Source organism: Alteromonas sp. ASW11-130 (assembly GCF_026183735.1).
Lineage (GTDB): Bacteria > Pseudomonadota > Gammaproteobacteria > Enterobacterales > Alteromonadaceae > Alteromonas.
The window spans coordinates 60,259-86,118 of sequence record NZ_JAPFRE010000041.1 but is presented as its reverse complement, the minus strand read 5'-3'; the positions used below and the strand labels follow the sequence as shown (position 1 = coordinate 86,118).

General features: G+C 43.3%; 18 protein-coding genes. 11 read left to right on the top strand and 7 right to left on the bottom strand.

Annotated elements, in window-relative coordinates:
- Positions 1-3: 3 nt before the first annotated feature.
- Both OPS28_RS14425 and OPS28_RS17095 read right to left on the bottom strand, forming a co-directional pair.
- A complete protein-coding gene (locus tag OPS28_RS14425; protein WP_265610168.1) occupies positions 4-2,343 on the bottom strand; it encodes a DNA polymerase II in 2,340 nt (779 codons plus the stop codon).
- A gap of 27 nt (positions 2,344-2,370) precedes the next feature.
- A complete protein-coding gene (locus OPS28_RS17095; protein WP_265610167.1) occupies positions 2,371-4,296 on the bottom strand; it encodes a tetratricopeptide repeat-containing diguanylate cyclase in 1,926 nt (641 codons plus the stop codon).
- Between the two features lie 979 nt (positions 4,297-5,275).
- On the opposite strand from OPS28_RS17095, the gene OPS28_RS17015 reads away from it, so the two are divergent.
- The 10 genes from OPS28_RS17015 to OPS28_RS14370 all read left to right on the top strand — a co-directional run bounded on the left by OPS28_RS17015 (position 5,276) and on the right by OPS28_RS14370 (position 15,949).
- Positions 5,276-6,370, top strand: coding sequence for a methyl-accepting chemotaxis protein (locus OPS28_RS17015; protein WP_442864005.1), 1,095 nt, complete (start codon positions 5,276-5,278; stop codon positions 6,368-6,370).
- 9 nt (positions 6,371-6,379) lie between these two features.
- A complete protein-coding gene (locus OPS28_RS14410; protein ID WP_265610166.1) occupies positions 6,380-6,655 on the top strand; it encodes an STAS domain-containing protein in 276 nt (91 codons plus the stop codon).
- Positions 6,656-6,696: 41 nt separating this feature from the next.
- A complete protein-coding gene (locus tag OPS28_RS14405; protein ID WP_265610165.1) occupies positions 6,697-7,062 on the top strand; it encodes a response regulator in 366 nt (121 codons plus the stop codon).
- Between the two features lie 9 nt (positions 7,063-7,071).
- The gene (locus OPS28_RS14400; protein ID WP_265610164.1) at positions 7,072-8,988 is read left to right on the top strand and encodes a chemotaxis protein CheA; all 1,917 of its coding nucleotides are present in this window, start codon (positions 7,072-7,074) and stop codon (positions 8,986-8,988) included.
- Positions 8,975-9,463 carry a chemotaxis protein CheW gene (locus OPS28_RS14395; protein WP_265610163.1) on the top strand — a complete coding sequence of 163 codons (489 nt, stop codon included), beginning with the start codon at positions 8,975-8,977 and terminating at the stop codon, positions 9,461-9,463. The genes OPS28_RS14400 and OPS28_RS14395 overlap by 14 nt, the downstream gene beginning before the upstream one ends.
- 5 nt (positions 9,464-9,468) lie before the next feature.
- A complete protein-coding gene (locus OPS28_RS14390; RefSeq protein ID WP_265610162.1) occupies positions 9,469-12,405 on the top strand; it encodes a methyl-accepting chemotaxis protein in 2,937 nt (978 codons plus the stop codon).
- Between the two features lie 6 nt (positions 12,406-12,411).
- Entirely contained in the window at positions 12,412-13,224 is an 813-nt protein-coding gene (locus tag OPS28_RS14385) for a CheR family methyltransferase (RefSeq protein WP_442864003.1), read from the top strand.
- Positions 13,221-13,823 carry a chemoreceptor glutamine deamidase CheD gene (gene cheD / locus OPS28_RS14380; protein ID WP_265610161.1) on the top strand — a complete coding sequence of 201 codons (603 nt, stop codon included), beginning with the start codon at positions 13,221-13,223 and terminating at the stop codon, positions 13,821-13,823. Before OPS28_RS14385 ends, cheD begins: the two co-directional genes overlap by 4 nt.
- Before the next feature lie 6 nt (positions 13,824-13,829).
- Positions 13,830-14,879: a protein-glutamate methylesterase/protein-glutamine glutaminase gene (locus OPS28_RS14375; protein ID WP_442864004.1), complete on the top strand. Its 1,050-nt coding sequence runs from the start codon at positions 13,830-13,832 to the stop codon at positions 14,877-14,879.
- Between the two features lie 779 nt (positions 14,880-15,658).
- Positions 15,659-15,949: a GIY-YIG nuclease family protein gene (locus tag OPS28_RS14370; RefSeq protein WP_265610159.1), complete on the top strand. Its 291-nt coding sequence runs from the start codon at positions 15,659-15,661 to the stop codon at positions 15,947-15,949.
- A gap of 612 nt (positions 15,950-16,561) precedes the next feature.
- On the opposite strand, the gene OPS28_RS14365 is transcribed toward OPS28_RS14370, so the two are convergent.
- The 4 genes from OPS28_RS14365 to OPS28_RS14350 all read right to left on the bottom strand — a co-directional run bounded on the left by OPS28_RS14365 (position 16,562) and on the right by OPS28_RS14350 (position 23,855).
- A complete protein-coding gene (locus tag OPS28_RS14365) occupies positions 16,562-18,901 on the bottom strand; it encodes a methyl-accepting chemotaxis protein (protein ID WP_265610158.1) in 2,340 nt (779 codons plus the stop codon).
- Between the two features lie 286 nt (positions 18,902-19,187).
- Positions 19,188-20,819: a methyl-accepting chemotaxis protein gene (locus OPS28_RS14360; protein ID WP_265610157.1), complete on the bottom strand. Its 1,632-nt coding sequence runs from the start codon at positions 20,817-20,819 to the stop codon at positions 19,188-19,190.
- Positions 20,820-20,976: 157 nt separating this feature from the next.
- Entirely contained in the window at positions 20,977-21,684 is a 708-nt protein-coding gene (locus OPS28_RS14355) for an endonuclease/exonuclease/phosphatase family protein (protein WP_265610156.1), read from the bottom strand.
- A complete protein-coding gene (locus OPS28_RS14350) occupies positions 21,672-23,855 on the bottom strand; it encodes a VTT domain-containing protein (protein WP_265610155.1) in 2,184 nt (727 codons plus the stop codon). The genes OPS28_RS14355 and OPS28_RS14350 overlap by 13 nt, the downstream gene beginning before the upstream one ends.
- 325 nt (positions 23,856-24,180) lie before the next feature.
- On the opposite strand from OPS28_RS14350, the gene OPS28_RS14345 reads away from it, so the two are divergent.
- Positions 24,181-24,534, top strand: coding sequence for a hypothetical protein (locus tag OPS28_RS14345; protein WP_265610154.1), 354 nt, complete (start codon positions 24,181-24,183; stop codon positions 24,532-24,534).
- Positions 24,535-24,592: 58 nt separating this feature from the next.
- Here the strand turns inward: OPS28_RS14345 and OPS28_RS14340 are convergent, their stop codons facing one another.
- Positions 24,593-25,756, bottom strand: a complete 1,164-nt coding sequence (locus OPS28_RS14340) for a GGDEF domain-containing protein (protein WP_265610153.1) — start codon at positions 25,754-25,756, stop codon at positions 24,593-24,595.
- Positions 25,757-25,860: the final 104 nt, after the last annotated feature.

The following is a 25,860-nucleotide window of genomic DNA, read 5'->3' as shown; positions in this document are numbered from 1 at the left end:
CAATCAAAACAAACCCATTTGAGAGTTAATCAATTTTTCAAACTCGACGCCGATGAGCGGTAGAATACTTTCGGCGATAGGTTTAATTTGTTTTTCTACATAATGGTCATAATCGAGCGGGCTATTAACCGACGTTACTGTTTGAGGTCCCTGCATCGTCATAACGTATTTGACTACAGTAGAACGATTATATTTGAGCGGTAACCCCTGGGTTAAACGAGTTTCGTCCTCCTGTTTTGCCGCCCTTACGTGGGGCGGCACATTTTTTACATATTGATGAGTAGGTTTGCGCAGTCGCTTCGTGTAGGTGAGTTTACTATCAAGTTCGCCCGCTTTTAGGCGTTCAATTAACGTGAGAATAAGTTGCTGAACAGGCCTTTGATTAAATACACACGCATAGAGTTGATGTTGAAAAGATCTGGCCATTGACGTCCAGTCTGAACGTACATTCTCAAGGCCTTTAAATATCAGCTTTTGTTTTCCATCTTCGTCAATCATTCCTGCGTAACGTTTTTTACTTCCCTGTTCTGAATTTCGAATCGTGGGCATAAAAAATTGCTCAAAATACGTTTCAAACTCTATTTCGAGATCGCATTGTAATTGTAACTGCGATTGCAATTCTTCAACCCATCGCTGATTAATTAATTGCTGCAATTCATTCCCGATATGCTTACCCTCACTACTCGTCAGTTCATCTCCCACGTGAACGAAGGTTGAGTCAGTATCCCCATAGATAACTTTGAACCCTGCATCTTCTATCCACTGCTTTGTGGTTAACATAATATCGTGGCCACGTAATGTAATTGAACTGGCTAAACGCGGGTCATATAAAGGACAGCCTCCGCTACCTAATACACCGTAAAAAGAATTCATTAGGATTTTAATGGCCTGAGAGCGTGCCTGATCGTGCGCTTTTTTAGCTTCATCACGCTCTTGCCAGAGTTGGGTAATAATATCGGGCAAAAAATGTGTTGTACGCGAAAATTTAGCTCCCTTAAATCCTTCAATTGCTTCATCAGGGTGCGCCAAACCTTCAGCTAAACCCACTGGGTCTATTTTAAAAGTTCGGATAATAGATGGATACAGGCTCTTAAAATCCAGCACCAGAACATTTTTATAGAGCCCCGGAATGGAGCTCATAACGTAACCGCCTGGACTGGCCAGCCCGCCATTTTCTGGGCGTATACCACACACGTACCCAGCTCGATGCATGCGCGGTAGGTATAAATTTAAGAAGGCGGCAACGGAGCCTCCGGGACGACTCAGTTCCAGTCCCGTCAAACGAGAACGAAGGGTGAGGTAGTCAATTAATTCGGTACGCGTCGCAATTTCATTGACCAACACGCAGTCTTCAAAGTTATACCGAGCCAGCTTGGTGGGCGCCGATTGATAAAGAGATTTTATAGCGGCTAACTGATCGTCTTCATGAATTAGCTTTTGTTTACCTAATAAGGCTGTAGCTACAAACTGCAATGAAAATGATTCAAAGTAAAATGCCATGCTCTTGAGGGCTTCAATGCCATCCACTATCGAGCGGCCTGCAATATTGACTATTGTCTGCCCCGACTCCCATTGCGAAACCGATAGTTCGCTACTATCGCGGCCTAACTTTAACGCCACACCACATAACTTAGCTCTTCGAGCGAGTACCGCAAAATCGAATTGTTTAATGTTCCATCCTAAAATCAGATCGGGATCGGCTGCTTGGATGGAGTGGCGCAGCGCTTTTAGTAAAGCTTTTTCGGAATTAACCACAGTCAGGGTGTAGTCTTCTGAACTGGCATTAGCAATATCGGTATGGTTGATAATGACTTCTTTCCAATTTTCACCAACAAGAGCGACTGAATAAAGGGATTCAAATTCGTCACATTCGATGTCTAGTGAGAGCGAGGTAAGCGAAGGACGATAATTCCCCCCTTTGACCTTTACCTCAGGTAGATTGCTATGCGATTTGCTTGTGAAAGTGTAATCAATGGAGCCATACGCAAAACGCTCCATCAAATAACGGTCGGCTAATTTTAGGTCGGCCTCATAGAGAATAATGCCTTCTTCAGTCGCTAACTTACGCACTTGCCGAAGCTGTTGCTCTGACCGAGACCGAACCACCGTCACCAGGTGTTGTTCGAGCGTAGTTAAAGATGAAGGTTCGAAACCCACTGGAATCCCCGCTAAGCTGCACACCCTGTTTAAACGGGATTGAGCCGATGCGCCTACAAAACACACACTTAGTTGGGGTTCGCTCACAATTCTTTGTGGTCCATCGGGCGACGCTACCCATAATTCAATCCGCTCGCCTTGAGGGGATTGAATGACGCGCTTTGTCAGAATGAATCCTTTGTGCACTTTAGAGGGGAAAAGCGATTACGTTATTCACTTTTCAGCTCGGGTAGGTTGATAACGTACAATGCGGTCACGGCCAGCTACCTTCGCTTGGTATAACGCTTCGTCTGCTAACGCAATAAGCTCACTGGTAGAGAGCTTCTCCCGGGCTTCTATCACACCAATTGATACGGACGTGTTGAGTTGGGGACAATCAATCTGCTGGGGGATAGATTTCACTGTTTGCGAGAACTTTTGCAGCATCTCTTCAACCTGATCTATCGAAGTATGAGGGAAGGCAAACAAAAACTCTTCACCACCATAACGGCCCAATATATCGGTGCTTCTAAACGTATTGGTCGCAAGAATACCAAAGGCGCGAAGTACATGGTCCCCTGTTTGATGACCACAATCGTCGTTTATTTGTTTGAAGTGGTCTAAATCCAGTATTGCTAACGAAATAGTTTCATTATGACGTTGAGCTAGTTTTAACTGTTGATCAATCAAATCCAGCGCCTTTCTGCGCGTTAGCAGAGTGGTTAGCATATCTTCGTTTGCGAGTGCCTCCAGTCGTTGACGGTGACGTTTACTCTTTATGTATAGCCATAGTAAAAGTAAGGTAATTACTATTAAAAGAAAAATCAGTACGAAACCGTATTTTTGGGTTTCTTGACGAGACCGGATTTCCGCGCGCTGACGTAAGTTTTGCTCGGTTAGCAATGCGTTTTGAATTTGTTGCTGTTCAACTTCAAATTCTGTTTTTAGTCTCAATAACCGTTTACTGTTTCGCTCTTTAAATAACTTACCCTGCGCAGTCGCGTTGTTTACCATCAAATCATAGGCAGCCGGATAGTCGGCCTGTTTAGCTAAAACCCTTGCCATTTTACGGTTAATTTCAATGCGCTGCGCCAGAAATGAGTCACCTTCAGCAAGTTCTAGTGCACGGTGCAAGTAGGCTTTAGCGTCAGTGGAAGTATCTGTTTGCAAACTAACTTCAGCTAGGGCCAATAGCACCGCGATCTGCATAAATGGATTATGGCCATCGTTAAATATGATCAGGGCATCTTGTAAAAAAGGTTCCGCCTGTTCAGCTTCATTTCGCAGTATCAATTGTTCAGCAATGTGCTGATAACTGTTTGCCACTCCTTGTAAGTCCTGAATCTCAAGCGCAAGTTCAGCTGCATCTCGTAATACCAGTAACCCATCATTCGTTTGGCCTAAGGCAATAAGTGCTTTCCCTAAACCAATCTCGGTGCGCACTTTACCGACCGATAAAGCCTGCTTTTGATAATATCCCTGCGCTTCTTTGAAATAGGGTATCGCTAATTTTGGCTCCCCACGGTTTTCATAGACCATGGCAATCCAATAAGCAAAATCGGCGGGTTTAAGCCTGATAACGTGGGATTGTGCTAGCGCATACCCTTCTTGAAAACGCGACAAAGCTTTATCAGACGAGTTAAGCGTAAGTTGTACCAGCCCGGCAACCCGAAGGGCGTAGGCTTGTATATTGTAGTTATGCTGTTTTCTGGCCCAGGTTAACTCGCGCTTTACTACGCCTTCAATATCATCAGCAAGACCGGACAGGGCGTTCGCCTCAGCGATTGAAAGTGTGAGGAAATGTTGAAATTCGATACTGGAATCATCATCCATCAACGCTTGTGCTTTTTCTGCTTCTTCTTGAGCTCTCAATGGCAGTAGGAGTTCACTGTAAGCGCGTGCTAGCACGAAATGTAGCTCACTTTTTCGTTGGCGAGATGTTGTTATTGCCAATTCATCCTGCGCTTTATCGATTGCATCGGCAGGACGTTGCAACGTCAACTGTAAAAGCTGACTAACATTTTCGTTGAATAGACTGGGAGAGTTAACCTGCGAAAACGCGGGCGGTGCTATACCAATCAGGATAAGAAAAAACAGGCTGGCCACAAGATAATTGATTATTGGTTCAATATTTATTGTTGTTGTTTTTAAAGTGAACACTACTACTCTATCCGACGCTACGTTACCACAGGTATAGTAGTCGAGCTGAGCGTTGAAGTGAATCTAAAAGTGTGTTTGAAACTTAAAAGATTGCGCTGCCAGAGAAAAGATAATTCGAGGTGTCGGAATACTCCCAGACATGGCAAATGTGGAGAGGATGCGAGCCCGCGATTAATCACTGCGAACCCATCTTATTAGGGAGGATTTTAATGCGACCCACTAAGCATTGTCTGCACGGTGGGGGGCGAAAAACTTGTTTGGAAAATCTGTAACCTTTCAACAATAACTTGAGGGTTGGTTAGGGCCTGTTTTTTTCAATGAGGTTAATTGTCGTTAATAGCGTTGTCATATCAGTTATCGACATGTCTAACATGGAGGCGTCAGTGAGAGCACCACCGGTAAACGCCGCGGATCACACCTGAACTGTAGTGGCTCATATCCAGTCTGGCACTCTTAGTTCAAGGTTTAGACTTGAGCTGGCAGGCAGCATTAGACAAGGAAGCGGTCGTAACAGGTACATCTACGCAGAGTCGTCATCGTGACGGAGGTCACGACTTCCTTAATTGTTATCGTAAGTTCTAAAAGAGAATTACTAGGAACATACAATACTAGAGCTCACCGCTATCGGGGGGAGGGTGTTCATCGGGTAACCCTAATGCTGCGTTCATTTATCTTATCTTCTGACTCGCGTCACACGAACGTTGAAGCGTAGGCATAGAAAGCAAATTCTTAGTCGCATCGCACTTAAAAAAAATCGAAAGGGCCAGGTTTTTAACGCAAAAACGTTAAAAAATAACGCTTTTTTAATTCATTAAGTAAGCATGCAAAAAATTTTCTACTACGCTTATTCTTATTCCTATACGCCAACTTAAATTCGGCATCGAATAAGCATTTGTAAGCTAAGGAACTGACGTTGGATAAAATAAGAACTTACGGTTTGCAAGCCGCGGGAATTATTGTGGCTATTATAATTGCAGCCATGGGACATGGGGTATTAGCCGTATTCTTACTGGCTTCTGCTTGGATAATCTGGGAATACGGAAGCAAAACGACAAATCAGAATGAAGCCCCCGTAGCTCAGGAAGCAGAGCGTTCGGTACAGGCTACGACCTTCCTTTCTGGTGCGCAATCTATCGTCGTTGCTAATGGTTTGTCGAATTTATATACCATATCAGAAAATAGCTACAACGACTTATCCAATGTAAAAACGACACAAGACGAGGCCATAATCACCTTAACTGATAGTTTTAATGCGCTAGGTGACTTAATTGACGAACAATCTCGAGCATTAAAAATTCTTATACATGGGCAAGATATGGAAGGGCGGGAATACAGCGAAGAAATGCAGGAATTTGCAGTAAGCACTGGCCATACGTTGGATCGCTTTATTCAATCTACCGTCAATATGTCCGCAGATTCAATGGAAGTGCTAGACCACGTAACGGCATTGCGAGAATCAGTTCCTGCGGTGATGAATGCGTTAAAAGACATAGATGCTATTGCATCGCAAACCAACCTGCTTGCACTCAATGCGGCTATTGAAGCTGCCCGCGCAGGTGAACATGGCCGAGGCTTTGCTGTGGTGGCAGACGAAGTGCGCAAATTGTCCAATCGTTCGGCTTCTTTCAGTGAATCCATTCAGGAAGAACTGAAAAAAATGAATGCCAAAATAGATGTTTTGACCGACAAAGTGACAAAACTCGCTGCCTACGACGTAACCTATGTTTTAGATGCAAAAAAAGAAATCAACACAGCATTAGAAAGGATGATAAAAAAAGCAAAAAGTGATCAACAAATAGCGGCAGGGCTATCAGAATTATCTAACAATCTTGAGAACGCTGTTTCGACAGCAGTTCGGAGCTTGCAGTTTGGTGATATCACTACACAAAATCTTGCCTATGTAATTCAACTGGTGGATGGAGTTAGACGCGCTGTAAGCGAAATGGAAAGCGCCCAAGCCTTTGATTCTAAGAAGGTTGAAAGCGTATGTAATAAACTAGCTGATATTACGCCAGCGAAGCATAATCCAGTCTCTTCTGCTTCGATTGATGCAGGTGAAGTGGAATTTTTCTAGGGGGAGTATATGCCCACAATAAGGTTACCGAGTAAGTTTGATTTTAGCCAACATAAAACCTTTACCGAGCAGTATGAGAACGTGTTAGCAGAAGATTCAAAGGTGCCCATCCAACTAGACTTTTCAGCGGTCGAATACCTCGACAGTGCGGCGCTTGGCATGATGGTGTTGCTCCGCAAAAAGGCGGTAGTCAAAAACCGAGAAGTACAAATGAAAAACGTTCGCGGTACGGCCTACGAATTGCTGAGTATGGCCAATTTCCAAAAGCTGTTCAAAATTAATTAATTAAAATAAAAGGTTAGTCAAGTACGGAAGCAGGAGTAAATATGTCAAAAAAAATTCTAATTGTAGATGATTCTCCCTCTATCAGGCAGATGGTGGAAGCAACGCTGAAAAGGCAAGGCTATGATGTAACAGCTGCAGAAGACGGACAGGCGGCATTAGATAAGTGTCAGTCTCAACGTTTCGATTTTGTGCTAACAGATCAGAACATGCCGCGTATGGATGGCTTAACGTTAATAAGATCTCTGCGGGAAATGAGCGCCTATCGTACCGTTCCCATCGTAGTGCTTACCACAGAAGCAGGAGACAGTATGAAATCCCAAGGCAAAGCAGCGGGCGCGACTGGATGGATGGTAAAACCTTTTGACCCTGCTAAGTTGTTAGCGGTGGCTGCGAAAGTATTGGGATAAGGTACCTACATGTCGGTAGATCTAAGTGAATTTCACGAAGTCTTTTTCGACGAAAGCCATGAACACTTAGCTGAAATGGAGCAGCAGCTACTGGATCTTGATCTGGACCAGCCAGATCCGGAAGCACTAAATAGTATTTTCAGGGCAGCCCACTCTATAAAAGGGGGGAGCGGCATTTTCGGCTTTGACGCGCTAGGAAAGCTTACCCATGTAATGGAAACGATTTTAGATCTCGCGCGCAACCAGCAAATGGATTTAGACGTTGCAATTGTAGATGTGCTACTGGAAACCAATGATCAGTTAAAAGATATTTTATCAGCCTACCAAAATAATAATGATATCGATTGGGATGCAATTGAAGAAGGCACAAAGAAATTAGAAGCGATATTACCTGAGGCCTCGTCAAAAGTGGATGACGAAGAAGGTGCGTTTGGTTTTTTCGGTGAACGAGAAGAAAAGCAGTCTGCACCGAGCGATAATGATGCTTTTGGTTTCTTCGACGAGGAAGATGTTGTCAGTAATACCGACACAGACGACGGCTTTGGCTTTTTCGACGAAGAGCCTGAAGCAATTACAGCGGATGCTAACAATGAGGAAGGCGAAGGCTTTGGTTTCTTCGATGAAGAAGTTAAGGCTTCCATGCACCCTGATAGTGAAGCAGAAGTCCCAAAAACCCCTCCGCCTAAAAAGCCTGTTCCTGCCGCAGCTCCCAAGCGCACAGTTTCAACAAAGTCTGAAAATACAACCATACGAGTCGATACCACCAAAATAGATTCACTAGTCAATCAGGTAGGCGAACTGGTTATAACGCAATCAATGCTTCGCATGATTGGCAGCGAAGTAGAAGGCACAATAGCAGAAAAAATCGACGGGGCGCTTGATGAATTGTCACAAAACATTCGTCAGTTGCAAGAATCCATCATGTCGATGCGAATGCTACCGATTTCTTCAGTATTCAATCGTTTTCCGCGGGTTGTGAGGGATCTCGCTAATAAACTGGATAAGTCTATTGATTTAGATATTCGCGGCGGAGATACCGAAATTGATAAAGGCATGATTGAAAAGCTGGTTGATCCGTTAACACATTTAGTGCGCAACAGTGTAGATCACGGTGTAGAAAGTAAAGAAAGCCGACGTCAAAGCGGAAAATCAGAAACTGGCACAATAACGCTTAGTGCCGAACAGTTAGGCGGCAATGTTGTCATTAAAATTATCGATGACGGTGGTGGCTTAGATCGAGAACGTATTCTCGAAAAAGCACGATCTAACGGCCTGCAGGTAAACGACGATGCGACAGACGGGGAGATTTGGCAACTTATTTTTGAGCCAGGTTTCTCAACAGCTGCAGCTGTTACCGACGTATCTGGACGAGGAGTGGGCATGGATGTGGTTAGACGCAATATTGAATCCATCAATGGCTCAATTGAAATTCAAAGTAAAAAAGGTGAAGGCACGACTATCTTTATTCGCCTCCCGCTTACTTTAGCTATTTTAGATGGGATGTGTGTGACAGTGGAAGATCAGACTTATATTATCCCCCTTACCCATATAGTGGAGTCTATCCAACCGGATATTGCCCAAATCAAAACCTTATCAAAACAACGAATGCTATGGGTAAGAGAAGAATACTGGCCACTGATATCGTTATCAGAACGGATGGAATTGAACATAGAGCTTGAAGCGACTCACCATATCGTGGTGTTGGTGGAATCCAGCAGAGCAAGGTTTGGTTTGCTGGTAGAGCGCTTGGAAGGCCAACAGCAGGTGGTCATTAAATCATTGGAACGTCATTACCGTTCGGTAGAGCACGTAGCGGGAGCCACTATTTTAGGGGATGGCAGCGTAGCACTTATTCTTGATTTAGACAGCATTGCGACAGCGGTGGATATGACTTTAATACCTGAGAGGGATCATGAGCGAGCTTAGCGAAGAAGATACATTGTACAAAGAGTTTCTTACGTTTGTTCTGGGGGACGAGCAGTATGGCTTAGACATTATGCGCGTTAAAGAAATTCGCGGATGGGAGCCCGTTACTAAAATTGCGAAGGCCCCCCCCTTTATAAAAGGTGTGCTTAATCTTAGAGGGGATATTGTACCAATCGTCGACCTGCGCCTGAAGTTTGATGTTGGCGAAGCCGTTTATAACGAATTTACCATTGTTATCATGCTGAATATCAATGATCGGATTGTGGGTATTGTTGTCGACGAAGTTAGTGATGTTATCAAAATCAATAATAACGAAGTCAAACCTCCCCCAGAATTTGGGGTAGCTTTTGATAGCAGCTATTTACACGGATTAATCGAATGGGAAGGCCAAATGATTATCTTGATGAACATCGAAGCCTTAATCACGAGCAAAGAGCTGGATTTGTTCGAATCTAACCCTGAGACGGAGGCATAAGTATCATGACTGGCACTCGTTGGTTCAATAATATTTCTATCCGTATGAAACTAATAGCGCTGGCTGTGATAACTGCCATCGTGATATTAATTCCCGCTATTTCATTTTATAAAGTCGCCTCTGAGACATTGGATAAAATTGAGCACGCTATCAAAGGGGTCCCTATTGCAGAAGACGTTACACTGCTGGCTAAAGCCGTTGCTGAATATAGAGGGTTATCAGCAAGACACTTAAGCGGTGAAGGTGCCGCACTTGGCCCAAGGCAAGCTAAAGCGAGGGAAGTCAGCGATAAAATTAGCCAGCTAAAAGTGGCGTTAAATTCATTCAGCGACATTCCCAAACTGCATCGTCGCATCGATGAGATACAGCGTACTTGGCAGAACATGAGAACCAAATTATCGGCTACCCAAAATAGTGCAGAAACCTTTGATGAGAGCTCTGAACTTATCTCGTCCATCTATCGATTTAACGAGCGGCTTATTACAGATTTTGAACTAGTATATGTTCCTTCGGAATTAGCTTATAACTTGAGTCTCGCCAGTTTCGTGGATCTTCCCCAGTTAACGGACGCTTTAGGAAAAGTTCGAGGCATGGGAGCACAGGTATTACTTAAAAGTAGCGCAAGTAACGTCGATAAAAATGCGCTGGGGAGGCTGAATTCTAATGTAGAGTTTTATCTTCGCGCTTATTCAATGCGAATTATTGAATCAAGAGAGGTTTCTAAGGCTATTGCCGAAAATAGTCAGCTCAATAATCAAGTAAACAATGCGCTTACTTTGGTCGAAAGAGAGATAATTACTGATAATGCTCCAGTGAATTACCCTTCCGACCAATTTTTCTCAGAATTTACCGGCATAATTGGCGAATACTATGAAGTAAACCAGCGTAATATTGCCCTATTATCGGATGAACTTAAAGAGCTGCAAAGCACTTATAGCATGACCCTCATGTGGGAGTTTATTGTTATTTTAGTGCTTTCAGCCATAACATTGACACTTTTGCTGGCGGTGGCGACCTCTGTCACCAAGGGGGTGAATTACACTGTTATGGTATTGGAACGCTTTGCCAAGGGCGACTATTCCACTGAAATCAATGTTACTCGTGGGGACGAAATTGGAAAAATTGAGCAAGCGTTAAAAGAGCTAACCCAGCAACTTCGTGATTTTGCCCAAAGTGCGCGAGAGGCCAAAACCGGAAAGCTAGCACTTGATACGACACCCAACGGGATAATGTTAACCTCTTCAGAGGGGGTCGTAACCTATGCCAACAGTGCCGTCAAAGCATTACTCAAAGACAATGAAGCAGACATGCACAAAGTGATGACAAATTTCGACGGCAATCATCTGGAAAAGCAAAATATCACGCCTATTTTACAAAAAGTTGTTTCTGATGGTACCAGACTTGAAAACCTTGATCGTGAAATTGATTCACAAATAGCAATTGGTCAGTCAACTTTCAATTTAACCCTCACACCTTTACACGATCCTTCTTCCGGCGAACGCTTAATAATGGTGGAGTGGGTCGATCATACTGATTTACTTGTCAAAACCGGAATGTTAGATGCGTTAGATCGATCGCAAGCGATAATCGAATTTACGCCTGACGGAACCATTGTCGAAGCGAATGAAAACTTTATCAATACCATGGGTTACTCAATTAACGAAATTAAAGGTAAACACCACAGCATGTTTACCAACTCGAAAACTAAAAATAGCCAGACATACTCAACATTTTGGGAAGAGCTTGCCAGGGGCGAACTTAAAATAGGGGAATTCGAACGCGTAGCCAAAGGAGGAAAAGCTGTTTGGTTACAAGCGTCATACAACCCTATATTGGACCCTGAAGGCAACGTCGTAAAAGTGGTTGAATTTGCTACTGATATCACGCCACGAGCTCGTACAATTAGTGATATTAAAGCCGCAATGACAAGTCTATCGCAAGGTGAACTCACAGCCAGATTAGAAGACAGCGCTGATGCCGACTTTAAAGAGTTGGTCGAATCAATTAATTACTTTATTAGTGAGTTGAATGAGACTATAGCCAGCATAAAACATGGTTGTGATTCGATTAATGACATGTCATCTGAAATTGCGAAGGGAAATTCTGATCTATCCACCCGTACCGAACAACAAGCAGCCAATCTCGAAGAAACCGCTTCTAGCATGGAAGAAATGACGAGCACCGTACAACTAAACGCAGAAAACGCTAAACAAGCTAACAACTTGGCTTTGGAATCAGCTACAGTCGCAGAGGAAGGTGGTGCACTTATTTCTAAAGTGGTGGATACCATGTCTGCCATTAATGAATCTGCCAAAAAAATTGAAGATATTATTAGTGTTATTGATGGTATTGCGTTTCAAACCAATATCCTCGCTTTAAATGCGGCAGTAGAAGCCGCGCGAGCGGGTGAACAGGGCAGAGGATTTGCAGTAGTTGCTACAGAAGTACGTACCCTAGCTCAACGCTCTGCCAATGCTGCGAAAGATATCAAAGAACTGATCTCCGAATCGGTCGACAAAATAGAAAGTGGTAATACCTTAGTCACACAATCCGGTGACACCATGGGGAACATTGTTGTATCGATTAAGCGCGTAAACGACATCATGTCTGAAATTGCGGCAGCTTCTGCGGAGCAGGCAAACGGAATTGACGAAATAAATCGCGCGGTTACGCAAATGGATGAAATGACCCAACAAAATGCGGCGCTGGTAGAAGAGTCGGCGGCTGCGGCGGAAAACTTGAGCAGTCAAGCTTCCGAGTTACTCCAAAGGGTGTCGAATTTTAGTGTTGATGAGTCAGATGGAGCAGTAAGAAGTAAGGCAACCACTTTGGCACGTCCAGAATTAGGGGCGCCTAAAAAGGAGCGGGTCAAAATTAACACTCCTCCACCCTCCACAGTTGAAGGGTTGGCCGACGACGATGATGAGTGGGAAAATTTCTAATCGGGTATGGGCATAGAGTTTGGTTATACCAAGGAAAATTTTGACGCAGTTAGGACACTACTCTATAAACTAACGGGTATTAAGCTGGTAGAGTCGAAAGACAAAATGGTCTATAGCCGTTTGTCTCGCCGTATCCGTCAATTGGGGTTGCACTCCTTTGATGAATATTTGCAAGTTATAAAAAATGAGAAAGATGAAACTGAAGAGTTTGTTAATGCTTTGACGACAAACCTGACATCTTTTTTTCGGGAATCGCATCACTTTGATTTTCTGAAAGAGTTTCTACAAGAAAATTCTCAACCCTTAACCATCTGGTGTGCTGCTTCAAGTTCCGGTGAGGAACCTTACTCTATTGCAATGACCTGCATTGATGCCCGTGGCAGCATCAATCACAATATTTCCGTAATGGCCTCCGACATTGATAGTAGGATGTTAGAAAAAGCGAAGAGGGGGGAGTATCCGCTAACAGCAATAAATACTGTCTCTGATGGGTACCTTAAAGCGTTTTTTGATCGAGGGAAAGGAACCAATGCCGGTAATGTCAGAGTAAAGCCCGCAGTCGCGCGGACAGTGAAATTTTTTCGGCAAAATCTGCTCGATCCAAAATGGCAGATAAAAAAGAAGATTGATGTAGTGTTTTGCCGCAATGTAATGATTTATTTTGATAAACCGACCCAAGCGCAGCTATTAAAGAAATTTTCTACTTACCTGGCTCCCAACGGTATTTATATCGCGGGACACTCAGAGGGCTTTTCGCAACTAACTAATGACTACAAATCCATCGGCCGTACGATTTATCAAGTTAAGGAGCAACGTTGAAAGTCGACCAATTAAATCAGTCTAACAGATATTTCGACCGACATTTTCAATGTCAGGCGGTAAAAATTCTTCCCGGTGAATATTATGCAACTTCAGCAGAACTGTTGATTGTAACAGTATTGGGTTCGTGCGTGTCAGTGTGCTTGCGGGATCCAATCGCAAAAGTTGGAGGAATGAACCACTTTTTACTGCCGTATGACGAGGGTGGGATAGAACAGGATTCCGATTCAGCCCGCTATGGCAGCTATGCTATGGAGGTATTGACCAATGAGTTGATGAAAAGAGGTGCGGCACGTTCTCGGCTTGAAGCAAAAGTTTTTGGAGGCGGAAACGTATTGCGGGGGTTAACGGTAGCTAATGTTGGAGAACGCAACGCTGATTTTGTCACCGACTTCTTGCGTACTGAACAGATTCCCATTGTTGCCTCAGACCTATTGGGCGAGTATCCACGTAAAGTGTATTTCTTCACTCACACAGGGGAAGTGAAAGTGAAAAAGCTTAAACGAATGCATAACAGCACCATCTTTGAGCGTGAAAGTGAATATAAAGTTAAATTGCTTCAATTTCATGGGGCAGGCGAAGTGGAACTTTTTGAGTAAGGCTTCATTATGATTAAGGTACTGATTGTAGATGACTCAGCCCTTATCCGCAGTATGCTGCAAAAAATATTAAACAGTGAACCCGATATTGAAGTCGTCGCTACCGCGCAAGATGCTTTTGTAGCCCGCGAGCACGTAAAGAAACTAAAACCTGATGTAATTACGTTAGATATTGAAATGCCTAAAGTAGATGGCATTACCTTTTTGGATAGGCTAATGAAAGCCGCGCCCACTCCGGTGGTGATGATTTCCACATTAACTGAGGCTGGAGCAGACGCCACAATCACCGCATTGAGCTTAGGGGCTGTCGATTTTGTTCCTAAACCAAAAGTGGATGTAGCAAAGGGCCTGCAAAGCTTCGCGTCTTTAATTGTATCAAAGGTGCGAATGGCGGCAGGCGTGAAAGTAAAAAAATTAACTGCGGGTAAAGAACGCCAACCGCTCGCTTCGTTAAATTATCGAGGCACCGAACTAATCGTAGGAATAGGCGCAAGTACAGGTGGTACGGAGGCGATTAAAAATATTGTAACCCTTTTACCCGCCTCGTTCCCAGCAATTATTATAACCCAACATATTCCGCCCCAATTCACAACATCGTTTGCTAAACGGCTGGACGGGTTAAGCGCTATGACAGTGTCAGAAGCTAAGGACGGTGAGAGATTGCTCCTAGGACATGCTTACCTGGCACCGGGTGATCGGCACTTAATGATTCAAAAAAGTGGCGCAGATTACCGAATCAGATTAGATGACGGGGAAAAGGTGACAGGACATAAACCCTCGGTTGATGAGATGTTTGAAAGCTTAGCTAAGCAGGTAAAGGAAAATACTATCGCCTGTTTATTAACTGGAATGGGTAAGGATGGGGCACAAGGAATGCACAGTATTAAGCAGGCGGGTGGCTATACCATCACACAAAATGAGGCAACGTGTGTAGTGTATGGCATGCCAAAAGAAGCTGATCGGCTTGAAGCCCAGTGTGAAAGCTTACCAATTAATGATATTGCTCAACGAATGATCACCTTAGTCAATAATAAAGGTAAAGGTAATAGAATATAGAGGCATAATTGGATAAACAGTTAGATAACTCGTCACGATGAAGGGGGAGCATCGCAGCTGGCGCAATTTAAAAACTCGTCGCGATGACGGCATTACGGATTCGTGGCTGATGTAACTAAAAAACTCGTCATTGTGACGCACATCACAATCTCCTAAACACCTCAGAAAATCCTGCAAACTTGCTCCATAGTATCACCAGCGTTTAATGCGTGTTATTAAAAAATTTGCGGATATTTGAGGAGGTCGTGACTTTCGTCACGATGACGGGGCGTTGGGGGGGCGCGACTTTCGTCACGATGACGGATTTTCGCGTAAGTAGCGATTTTTGTTACGATCACGGGGTTGTAAGATCGTGGCTGATGTAACTAAAAAACTCGTCATTGTGACGCACGTCACAATCTCCTAAACACCTCAGAAAATCCTGCAAACTTGCTCCAAAGTATCACCAACGATTAATGCTTGTTATTAAAAAATTTGCGGATATTTGAGGAGGTCGTGACTTTCGTCATGATGACGGGGCGTTGGGGGGGCGAGACATTCGTCACGATGACGGATTTTCGCGTAAGTAGCGATTTTTGTTACGATCACGGGGTTGTAGGATCGTGGCTGACGTAACTAAAAAACTCGTCATTGTGACGCACGTCACAATCTCCTAAACGCCTCAGAAAATCCTGCAAACTTGCTCGAAAGCTCCTGAGCGGAGACCAAAAACTGTCCTTTGTATAGCCACCAAACCCACGTACATTTAGGTCTTTGTTAAATCGAGAAGGACATCGAGGATGAAGTCGCCAGCACTTTATATTATTACTAACAATTATAATACAACGCTATACATAGGCGTAACGAGCAACTTGCCACAACGAATTTACCAGCACAAAAACAAACATGTAAAAGGTTTTACTTCAAAATATAATCTAGAGAAGCTGGTCTATTTTGAACAATATATGACCATGCCGGATGCTATTTTAAGAGAGAAGCGGCTTAAGAACTGGAGGCGGGCATGGAAGAACCAGCTAATTACAGAGTTTAATCCCGATTGGGAAGATTTGTATGCCACTATTATTTCGTGATTCGAATTAGGGTAGGTGTAAGAGATAAAAGTAAAGGCCACCTGTTACGGGGGCGGGGTGTTCAGGGAGGTCGCGACTTTCGTCAAGATGACGGATTTTCGGGAGAAGTAGCGATTTTTGTTACGATCACGGGGTTGTAGGATCGTGGCTGACGTAACTAAAAAACTCGTCATTGTGACGCACGTCACAATCTCCTAAACACCTCAGAAAATCCTGCAAACTTGCTCGAAAGAACCCTTAGCGTTTAATGCTTGTTATTAAAGAACGTGTGAATATTTGAGGAGGTCGTGACTTTCGTCACGATGACGGGGCGTTGGGCGGGCGCGACTTTCGTCACGATGACTGGGCGTTGAGGAGGTCGAGACTTTCGTCACCATGAAGGGATACGTCAAAATCGCTTGGTAATTAGACCGACACGCTCCCTTGGTTATCACACTAATACAATTTATGAGTAACGTTGCTGGCGTATACCGCGTTTATCCGTATGCGGTTTCATTCGCTATAACTTCCGGCCCAGATACGGTCAAGGCAAACAATACATTGTTCGTATAAAAGACGATTAATGGATTACCAGCACGCTTAGTTTGAAAAGGTAACGACTTTATAAAACGGTTACCTCTTTTCTAGCTGAAAAAACGTCACAGCTTCAAGCATATCCTGTGATTGGTTACCCAAAGACTCTACTGCACGGTTAGTTTCCGCTACGACACTGGCATTGGTTTGGGTGGCATGGTCAATAGTGGTCATCACTTGCACCATTTCCTCTAGACTATTTTGTTGTTCAATAAAGTCTTGGTTTATTTTTGCAAATTCTACTTGCAAACCGTTGACTATATCGACCACGCTACTAATCTTCTGAGATGAACTATGTATACTCTTTTCACCTTCGGCCACCCGAAGTGAACTTTCTGAAATTAACTTAGTGATTTTCTGGGCACTTTCAGCAGAGCGCTGCGCAAGGTTTTGAACTTCTTTGGCAACAACAGTAAATCCTCTTCCATGTTCGCCCGCGCGTGCGGCTTCAACAGAAGCGTTCAAAGCAAGTAAGTTTGTTTGAAAAGAAATCTCATCAATTACACTTATTATGTTAGTAATCGCTTCTGAGGATTTTTTGATTTTATGCATGACCTCAATTGAAGACTGCATCATTGTCTGACAAGATTTGGCAACTTCAGCAGAATCGGCACTTTTTTGTAGCATAAAGTCAGTTCGTTTTCGATTAGTAGCAACTAGATCGCGGATATTGTTTGTGCTGGCACTGGCTTCTTCCGTGCTAGCAGCTTGTTTTTCCATTTGTTCACTAAGCTGTTCGCTCTGTTGTTCTATTTTCTCCGCATTATCTCCCACTACGAGAGCGGTATTTTTTATATTCGTTAGAACGTTTAATAGGTTGACGCGTAACGATTCCAGATCCGACATCAGTACGCCAAATTGACCAGGTTTATCGGTAGATATTGCACGGGTTAGTCGACCATTTTTAATGGTGTTAATGGCGTCGCCTGTTTCCGAAAATAAAGAAGAAAGAGCCGTTGTGGCTGAATTGATTTGCTCACGCAGACGTTCGAATTCACCTTGAAGTTGTGATTCAATCTGGACATCAAAATTACCTTGGCTAAGCTGCTCCATACTTCTATTGAAATCGCTAAAGGCCACTTGAATTTGGGTTAGGCTATCGTTAACAGATTGTTTTGTCTCTGCACCTATTTTATCCGTAGCGCGTATTGAAAACTCCCCCTGAGATAAGCTGTTAATTAAATAAATGAATTCACTACTTACCCCCTCAAGAATATCGGCGGCATTATTCACACCAGACTTTAACAGCCCTAAATCGCCTTTATAATCTGCCGTTATGCGGCTGCCAAAATTGTGTTGACTTACGTCACTTAGCAACTGGTTCGAGTCCTGGATTGCTTCTTGGTTATTTTCCAGCAACATATTAATTTGACTACCTATTTGACCTAATTCGTCATCTCGCTTAACTGGAATACGCAGCGAGAAATCACCGGTAGCGGTAATGGTGTCTACTTTATCTTTTATGATTTTTAAGCCAGCTAAAATATCGCGGGTGATTACAATTAATAGTGCAGTAATTATCGCTACTAGAATAAACGCCACTATGATAACAAACCAGTTGTGTCCTATTTGTTTATCGTTAATGGCGCTATTAAGAAGCGGTGCCGCTTCATCAATCTGTTTCTCCGTGGTACTAACCGCGTTGCGCATCTCACCTCGAATACCCTCATTAGGAGAATAGCCTTTTTCTTCCATACCTAGGGCAAGTGCTAAAAATTTAGCTTTGTATTCAGCCATCAAAGGGCGTATTTTCTCTTTGAGGCTGTTTGGAATGGGGCTGTTTTCCAGGCTATTTAAAAAAATGGTATGGTCATTTTTAAATCGGGAAATGTACTTTGGATCCAGGCGGGCGAGAAAGTCCTTTTCGTGTCTACGCAGCATTAACATATCTTTTAATAACGCATCTTGATTCAGTTCTTTTAAAGGATTTTCAGCCGTTTTTACCGCCTCTCTTAGCTCGCCTAATAAGCCGGTGTTTTCATCTAAGCCGATTCTTTGCGAAACAGAGACCATTCTCTCAAACGCGTTTCGATATCGTGAAATTGATTGATGTATGGTTTGCGTTATTTTCTTGTCTATATCCAAATCGGCTAAATTATCTTCTAATTCGCGAAGGGTGTTCTCAAAGCTGTAAAACGTTTCTTGATGGCGAGGTATGTATTTCGTATCTCCTCTCATCAGAAAATCTTTTTCATGTCTGCGCATTGTCAGCATATGAACATCAAGACTTCTTAACAAATAACGAGAAGAGTTAATTTCCTCATTTTTAGACACGGCATAAAATATTAGAAGGATTAGTATTAAAAAAGCAAAAGCGGTCAGACCTGCGGTAAATAAAAGTTTTTGAGATATGGAAAAATTATTTAAAAATTTAGTCATAATTTTGCTTTCGCTCGTTCAATAATTTTCATGATGTCAATAACGACATTGCATTAGGATTAAGAAATAATTGAAAACGTCTAAAAGGTATTGAACTTTAAAACTAGTGCAAAACTCAAAATATTCCATTATTTTTCAACGCGTTTAGCTGTACAGAAAAATCGAAAAATGTGTATGCTTGTCAACAGAATGTAGTTTCATCTGCTCACGATTCGGTGGACTCAATAAACAACATAATGGCCAAATATAAATGTCCTCCATTTGCGTTTTTGCATTTATTCAAAGACTATTTAGGAACAATAAACTTATCTGCAGATGCCCTTATTTCACTAATTACCAGATTTAGCTTGGCCATGGTCTCAGTCATGTTCTGATTAGATTTTTGAGTTTTCTCGGAAGCCATGACCGCTTCAGATGCCTCGTCGGAAACATAGGTAGAAGAATCTATTTGCTGCACGATGCTGTCAGACAACTGCGTTTGATTCTGTATGAGGGTTTGCAGCATTTCACGCGTGGAGCGAATAAACGCAATCATTTCACTTACCTGACCCGTTGTTTGTGAAGTAAGTTGTAGACTGGAGTTAATACTACTTACGGCCGCATCAATGTTGCTTAACAGAGAAGAAACGGTCGAATTGATCTCGCGTGCAGATTCTTGTGTTTTTTGCGCTAAGTTTCTTACTTCATCCGCAACGACGGCAAAGCCGCGACCGGATTCTCCGGCACGAGCAGCCTCAATTGCTGCGTTTAACGCAAGCAAATTAGTTTGCTCAGCAATTCCCTCGATGGTAGACATCATGGTCGTGATCTTTTGCGACTCGTCTTTCAGTGACGCAATTTTTTGCTGACTATCTGTCATGGCAAGGTCCACTTCACCTATTAGCGAAGTACCTTTTTCGAAGGTATCAATACGTTCGGCCATATTTTCGGCTGTATTTTGGATATATTCTTCTGATTCTTTAAGCCGTAGATTGAGATCTTTCGAGTTATCAGTCAGCCGGTTAAGAAAATTTTGTGTAGAGACTGATTTTTCATGACTGTTATTGATGTCTCGGCCAATACTATTTAATGTAGTAACGGACTGTTCTATATATTGTTCAAGGGTATCTAAGCGAAATAAAACGTCTTTGACTAGCCCTCCTAAATCAGTGCGCACCCTCTCTACATTTCGCATCAAATCGCCAATTTGATCTGAACGCTCGGTATTGACAGGATGGGTAAAGTCTCCCCTCGCCAGGTGCGTTGATACACGAGTAGTCTTACGAATAGGGGAAACAATCTGCTTGTCAAAAAACCACACTGTTACCACGCCCGTAGCCACTATAATAACTAACATAGCAATAAGAGCGGTGATAAATGTTTGATCTGCTTCCTCTTCAAGCTCCCGTGCGATGTTTTCTACCCGCTGATACATGAGTTCAACCGAATCAACCAACAATTTTGTTGGCTCACGATCAATGCCTGAAACAGCTTTATCGCCTACTTTTGGGTCATATCCACTGTTAACAAACGCATCGAACCCTTGTCGATATGCAATAATCATAGATCCATAACTATTTCCAAATTGAGTAAGCTTGTCTCTCGCGGCACTTGGCGGCATGTCGGCGGTTAACCGTCTCACTTCCGAGCTTATCTCTTTAGCTCGCTGGTTAAAGCGGCCCCAGTATTTTTCGCGATTCTCGTCATCATGACCGCGGAGCAGGGTGTTCTTCCACTCCTGTACCTGGGTTTTAAACGACACATTAATATCGCCTATCTGCTGTAAATGTCTGACATCGGTATCAATAGTATTTTCGTAATTAAGTGCTGATGTTCGCAATGAGGAAAGACCATACCCTCCTGTTATCATCAGTAATGCAAAACCGATAAGCAGAATAGTGATAATTTTAACGCGAAGAGATGAAGAAAAATAATTCATATGGGTGCCATTTAAATGTGTCTACAGCAAGTGTAGACAATACCTAAAAAAACGTTCATAAAATAATAGGTTAAAATAATCCGACTGCGCAATTATGGGGGTCCTATTAGTGTTAGAATTTTTCAACTTTTGCGCCCTCTGTATTAGCTGTCGCCAACTACTGTTTTGGTAATTGCATATCTAACTGAATGGGCAGATGATCTGAAAATAGTTTCGTTTTACCATTTTTAATACGTTTGCACTTGTGCACCACTATATCTCGTGTGGTCCAAATTCTGTCTAGCGAAAATAGGGGGAATTTGCTCGGAAACGTAGCGCCGACGTGCGTTGGCCTTAAAATGTTGTTCAACGCCTTAAATGCCGAGGTGAAAAACTGCCACTCATTAAAATCGCCGCCTAATACCAAAGGGCTTGGCAGTAACTTCATGCGTTCTTCAATATATTCATGTAAAAGGGCAAATTGCGAGCGCCGCTCTCGTTTTTTTAGCCCTTTATGCGTATTGATAACCGTAAGGGGCCCCTTATGGGTTTGTACGACGACGGTTTGTATGTTTCGGGGTTGAAAACCATCCTGACTTACGTCGAGTGTTTCATTACTGATAATCGGATAACGACTGAGTACTGCATTTCCGTACCAGCCATTCTGTTCGTTTAGCGCAGGGGAGGGGGCAAGGACAAATACTTTATCTGCACATATATCTTTAATATCTTGTTCCAATTCCCTGTTCTCTGGGCGGGTATCCATTTCCTGTAACAATACAATGTCAGCGCCGTTCTCAGCGAGAAAATTACCGATTCGGCGATAGTCCTGTTTTTTGTCGTTGCCCACTCCACTGTGGATATTATAGGTAACTATGCGACACATTCTTCACTGTTATCCTTTTCTTTTTTTGCCTGATACCATTTAGCAAATTTCTGCGAGCCCCATATCATCAATCCCCATAGAACAATGCCGCCCACTAAATAGCCGATGGTTTGAGGAGAAGGGTTTTTAAATATCTGCGTTATAGAATCACCTACTAACCCTTTTGCGATCATCGGGGGGAACATACCTAAAAATGTTCCGGTAAGAAACTGCCAAAGGGTTATCGACGATATGCCCGCCACCAAATTAACTAAGCTAAAAGGAGCAATAGGGAGCATTCTTATCGCTGCTACCCCAACAATACCAGTCGATTTTAATTTGTTGTCCAGAGCTTCAACTTTTGGTCCGCCAACTTTCTTTAATCCGGCATTTCCCAACAACAAACCAATGCCAAACATCGACGCTGAACTGAGTAACGCGCCGAGCATGCCATATATAGGTCCCCATATCGGGCCAAAAATCGCCGCCACCGCGAGCGACAAAACAGTTACAGGGAAGAAAAGAAAACCTCCTACAACGTACACCATCAGTACAGTTGGAAGTGCAAAATAGGTGCCCCGACTTTTTTCTAGAAAGCCATTAATATTTTCTGCATTGAGCCACGGAATGGAATGGCTGGCATACCAAATCGCTCCACCAAAAGCGGCGAGTGCCAGTACACCCAGTAAAATCATAATTGTACGGCGGCGCGGATTTCGCAACGGAGGAATCTTCTCGCTGGCGACTTCAATAGCTGGAATAAGGGGTTCTTCCGGGTCGGAAAGTGCTTTGAAAAAATTTTTACCAGACTGGTCGGTAAACACTTCGTCTCGAACTTCTGTCAGCACATAGCCATGAGCTATCTGACCATGGATTAGTCCCTGAGCGGGATTTTCGCCTCGCATTATCTCAGCGGTGCTCTCGACGTCGCGACCGGTATGTTCAGCTAATAAGTCATCTCGTACCCGCGCAATAGCTTTGCGATTATGCTCGCTGTTGCCAAATAAAACAGTATCCAGTTCGGTATCTAACGTCATGGATCGGTTACTTATATTGGAAGAACCAATGACCAGATACTTATCGTCAATACTCATCACTTTCGAATGAATTCGTTTATAAGCCTTTCTTCCTTTGATATCTTCAATGGATGAATAGGTCATAATTATGCGTTCAGGATCGATGTCCTTTTCAAGCGCTTGTTTAAAATCTATTCGGCCAGCCCAAAATGCTTCACACTCAAACTTGCCCTTAGGCTCATAGGAACTCACCACAATAACGTTCAAGTCAGGACGCTCGCGCAAGCGTTTGTTTAACGCCTCGGCTATTTCTACGCGGCTAGTAAACTGATTCTCAATATAAATAACGCGCTCTGCTTGCGAAATAAGATCGAGTAGCATTTTGCGTACTTCCTGCACAGGCTCTGCATCATCCATAAAAGGAATGGTCCTGGCGAGCGCGCAATCACACTTGTGCATCCAGGATTCTACACCATCCGGCCATGTATCAGGCGTGTCTGCATCAATATCAGTAATAGCATTTTCGTTGATATCTACAGATTTTTGCTCAGACACCCGCGCCCAGCGCCAGCGGACAAGATTGCTAAATTCTTTGACTACGGGCCCACAAGATACCATTTGAACATCGTGAAGGGGGGTATATGGCCCATCCGGCCCCTTGCGATCTTCGGATACCACAGGATGGTCTCGCGTATCCCACCGGTGAGTGGACACATCCATACCACCAGAGAAAACTATTTCATCATCAATCAACGCAATTTTTTGATGCTGACTCCCCCCCATGGGAATGGTGTCATCCAATTCGGTCGCAACATTCTCAGGGGTTTTTTCTTCCCACACTTCTTTAGCCCACATTTCGCGGCTGGAAAAAAAGGCTAATGACGAATCCCAACGGAGTAAGTAAATTTTAATATCAGGGTTTTGCTCAGCTTTCCATTTGAGCAAATCACTGATTACTGAAGGCGCCTTAGCATGTTTTTCGTCTTCACCATGCAGTAAGCGGATGCGACTATCAATGTCCCATCCGACGATAAAGATACTGTGCTTCGCTTTAACGATTGAGGAATGCAGTGCGCGATAGTAGTCTGCTCCATCTATCAAAGGAGCTGCATGAGCCACTTGACTAGTCACCCAACAGTTTTCTCCTTCCCGAAAAATGGAATTAATTGCGGACATTCGGCCTCCTTTTTAGCCACACGCTGAAATAACTGATAATCACTTGCTGCGTGCAGGATTTGTTCCATCTCAGGGCTATGCTTGAAAACATAACAAACCAACAAGGGAATAAAGCCGTTCAAGCAAAATTGGAAAAAGCAGGAGGGGGCGTTTTCCTATGCGCAGTGAAAGTAAGAGGTGATGTTTTGTATTTTTTTCTCACTGTCAAAACTTTTTCCTAAAATAGAAATCACATTTTCGTACATTCCGTATCTATATAGACGTTTTGATATTGAGAAATTCTATTAATTCGGCGCATAGGCCGCATATTAAGGAGAGTAAAGGTATGAAGCGAAGATATTGGCTCCCAACTTCAGCAGTACTCGCTACGGCATTAGTTATAGGCAATGTTAACGCCACTGCCAACAAAGATTGGCAGCGGGCAGAATTTAGTGAACGGGAAATAAAAGCGTGGCAACAAGGAAAGTTTACCTTGAACCAAGCGCAAAAGTGGGATGAAGCAGGATTTGATGCCATCACTGCCACCCGTTGGAAGCAATTTGGTAGTTCCTTACCGGAAGCGAAAGACTGGCATAAAGAAGGATTCAATTTTCAAGAAGCCCGCTATTGGATTGAGCACGAGGTATCCATAGACGAAGCGATTGTCCGACGCAACGAGCGGGCAGGGCAGCATCATTAGTAAAGCTCAATTGACGGGGTAGAGGCAATCTATCCCCGCCGTAGCAGGGGGTAAGGTATCACACGGTCAACAATAAAGGTTTGTCATAAACTGCAATCAAATTTCTGCCCCCCTCTTTTGCCTGGAAAAGTGCACTATCAGCACAGCTGTACAACCTGTCCCAGTCTTTTTCTCCCTGGTGAGAAAACGCCACCCCGATACTCACCGTAATATTCAGTTGGTGGCTGTCTATCTCTATTATCTGGTTGGCCACCCCAACTAATATTCTGTCGGCTATACTTTTCGCTTCATCATAGTTAATCTCCGGTAAAAGTATCGCAAACTCTTCTCCACCTAACCGACCTACCACATCTTGATTGCGCACGTGGGTATGTAAGCTACGCGCGACCTTTTTTAACACTTCGTCGCCTGCTTGATGGCCATAGTTATCGTTAATCCGCTTAAAGTGGTCTATATCAATCATCAACAAACACGTTTTAAATGTTGAGTTAACTGATAAATTCACCTGCTTGAGAAAAGCTCTTCGGTTTAACACGCCAGTAAGCTCATCGGTATTGGCAAGACGTTCCCAATGTATTTGTTTTCGAGTTAACTCCAGCATGGGGAGAATCAAAGCTGTAGCCATAGTGAGTAACAAATGAGTGGTTAACATAACTTGTATCCAAGGGCTTGATAACTGGACATTCATCGTCGCAGGTTGATTAAGAAGTATAAAACCTTGCACTAACATCACCGCCGCATGCCCCAGTAAAATAACCCGTAACGCTGAGTATCCAACAAAAGCATGAGTCCGTCTTCTGCAAAAGCATCCTTCAGTGAGTAGCAGAATTGCCGCCATCAATAGGCACGTCACGCCATTTAAAGTTTGAGGAAAAAAGGATGAAGCGCCGATTGCAGCAAGCCCTAATACATAAAACTTATTTATTTTTTTTCCCTGTTTCGTAGAAGAGCTCGTTAGCTCAAAACTATTCAAACCAATAAATAAGCAATAACATGCGGTAAGTAACACCACACTGGCCAAAGGCACCAGGATTGCAGTAGCTTGCAAATGAAAAGCGGCTATGAGGCTGCATGCTCCTAGGGAAAATAACCCACAGGAGCAGGCCCAAAAAAGATATGCTTTGCTTTCTTGATGGTAGCGGTTGAGCATCAAAAAATATAAACACACCATCAAATTAGATGCGATGGCAACGGCCACCCCAAAAGGGAGAACTTGTTCCATGTTTACTAATCCTTTGAAAAAGATAAATTCATGTGGCAGTTAAAATGGGGTATAGACGTACAAAGTTTCATATTAAGGCGACTACGACTGAGTATTTCAGCCCA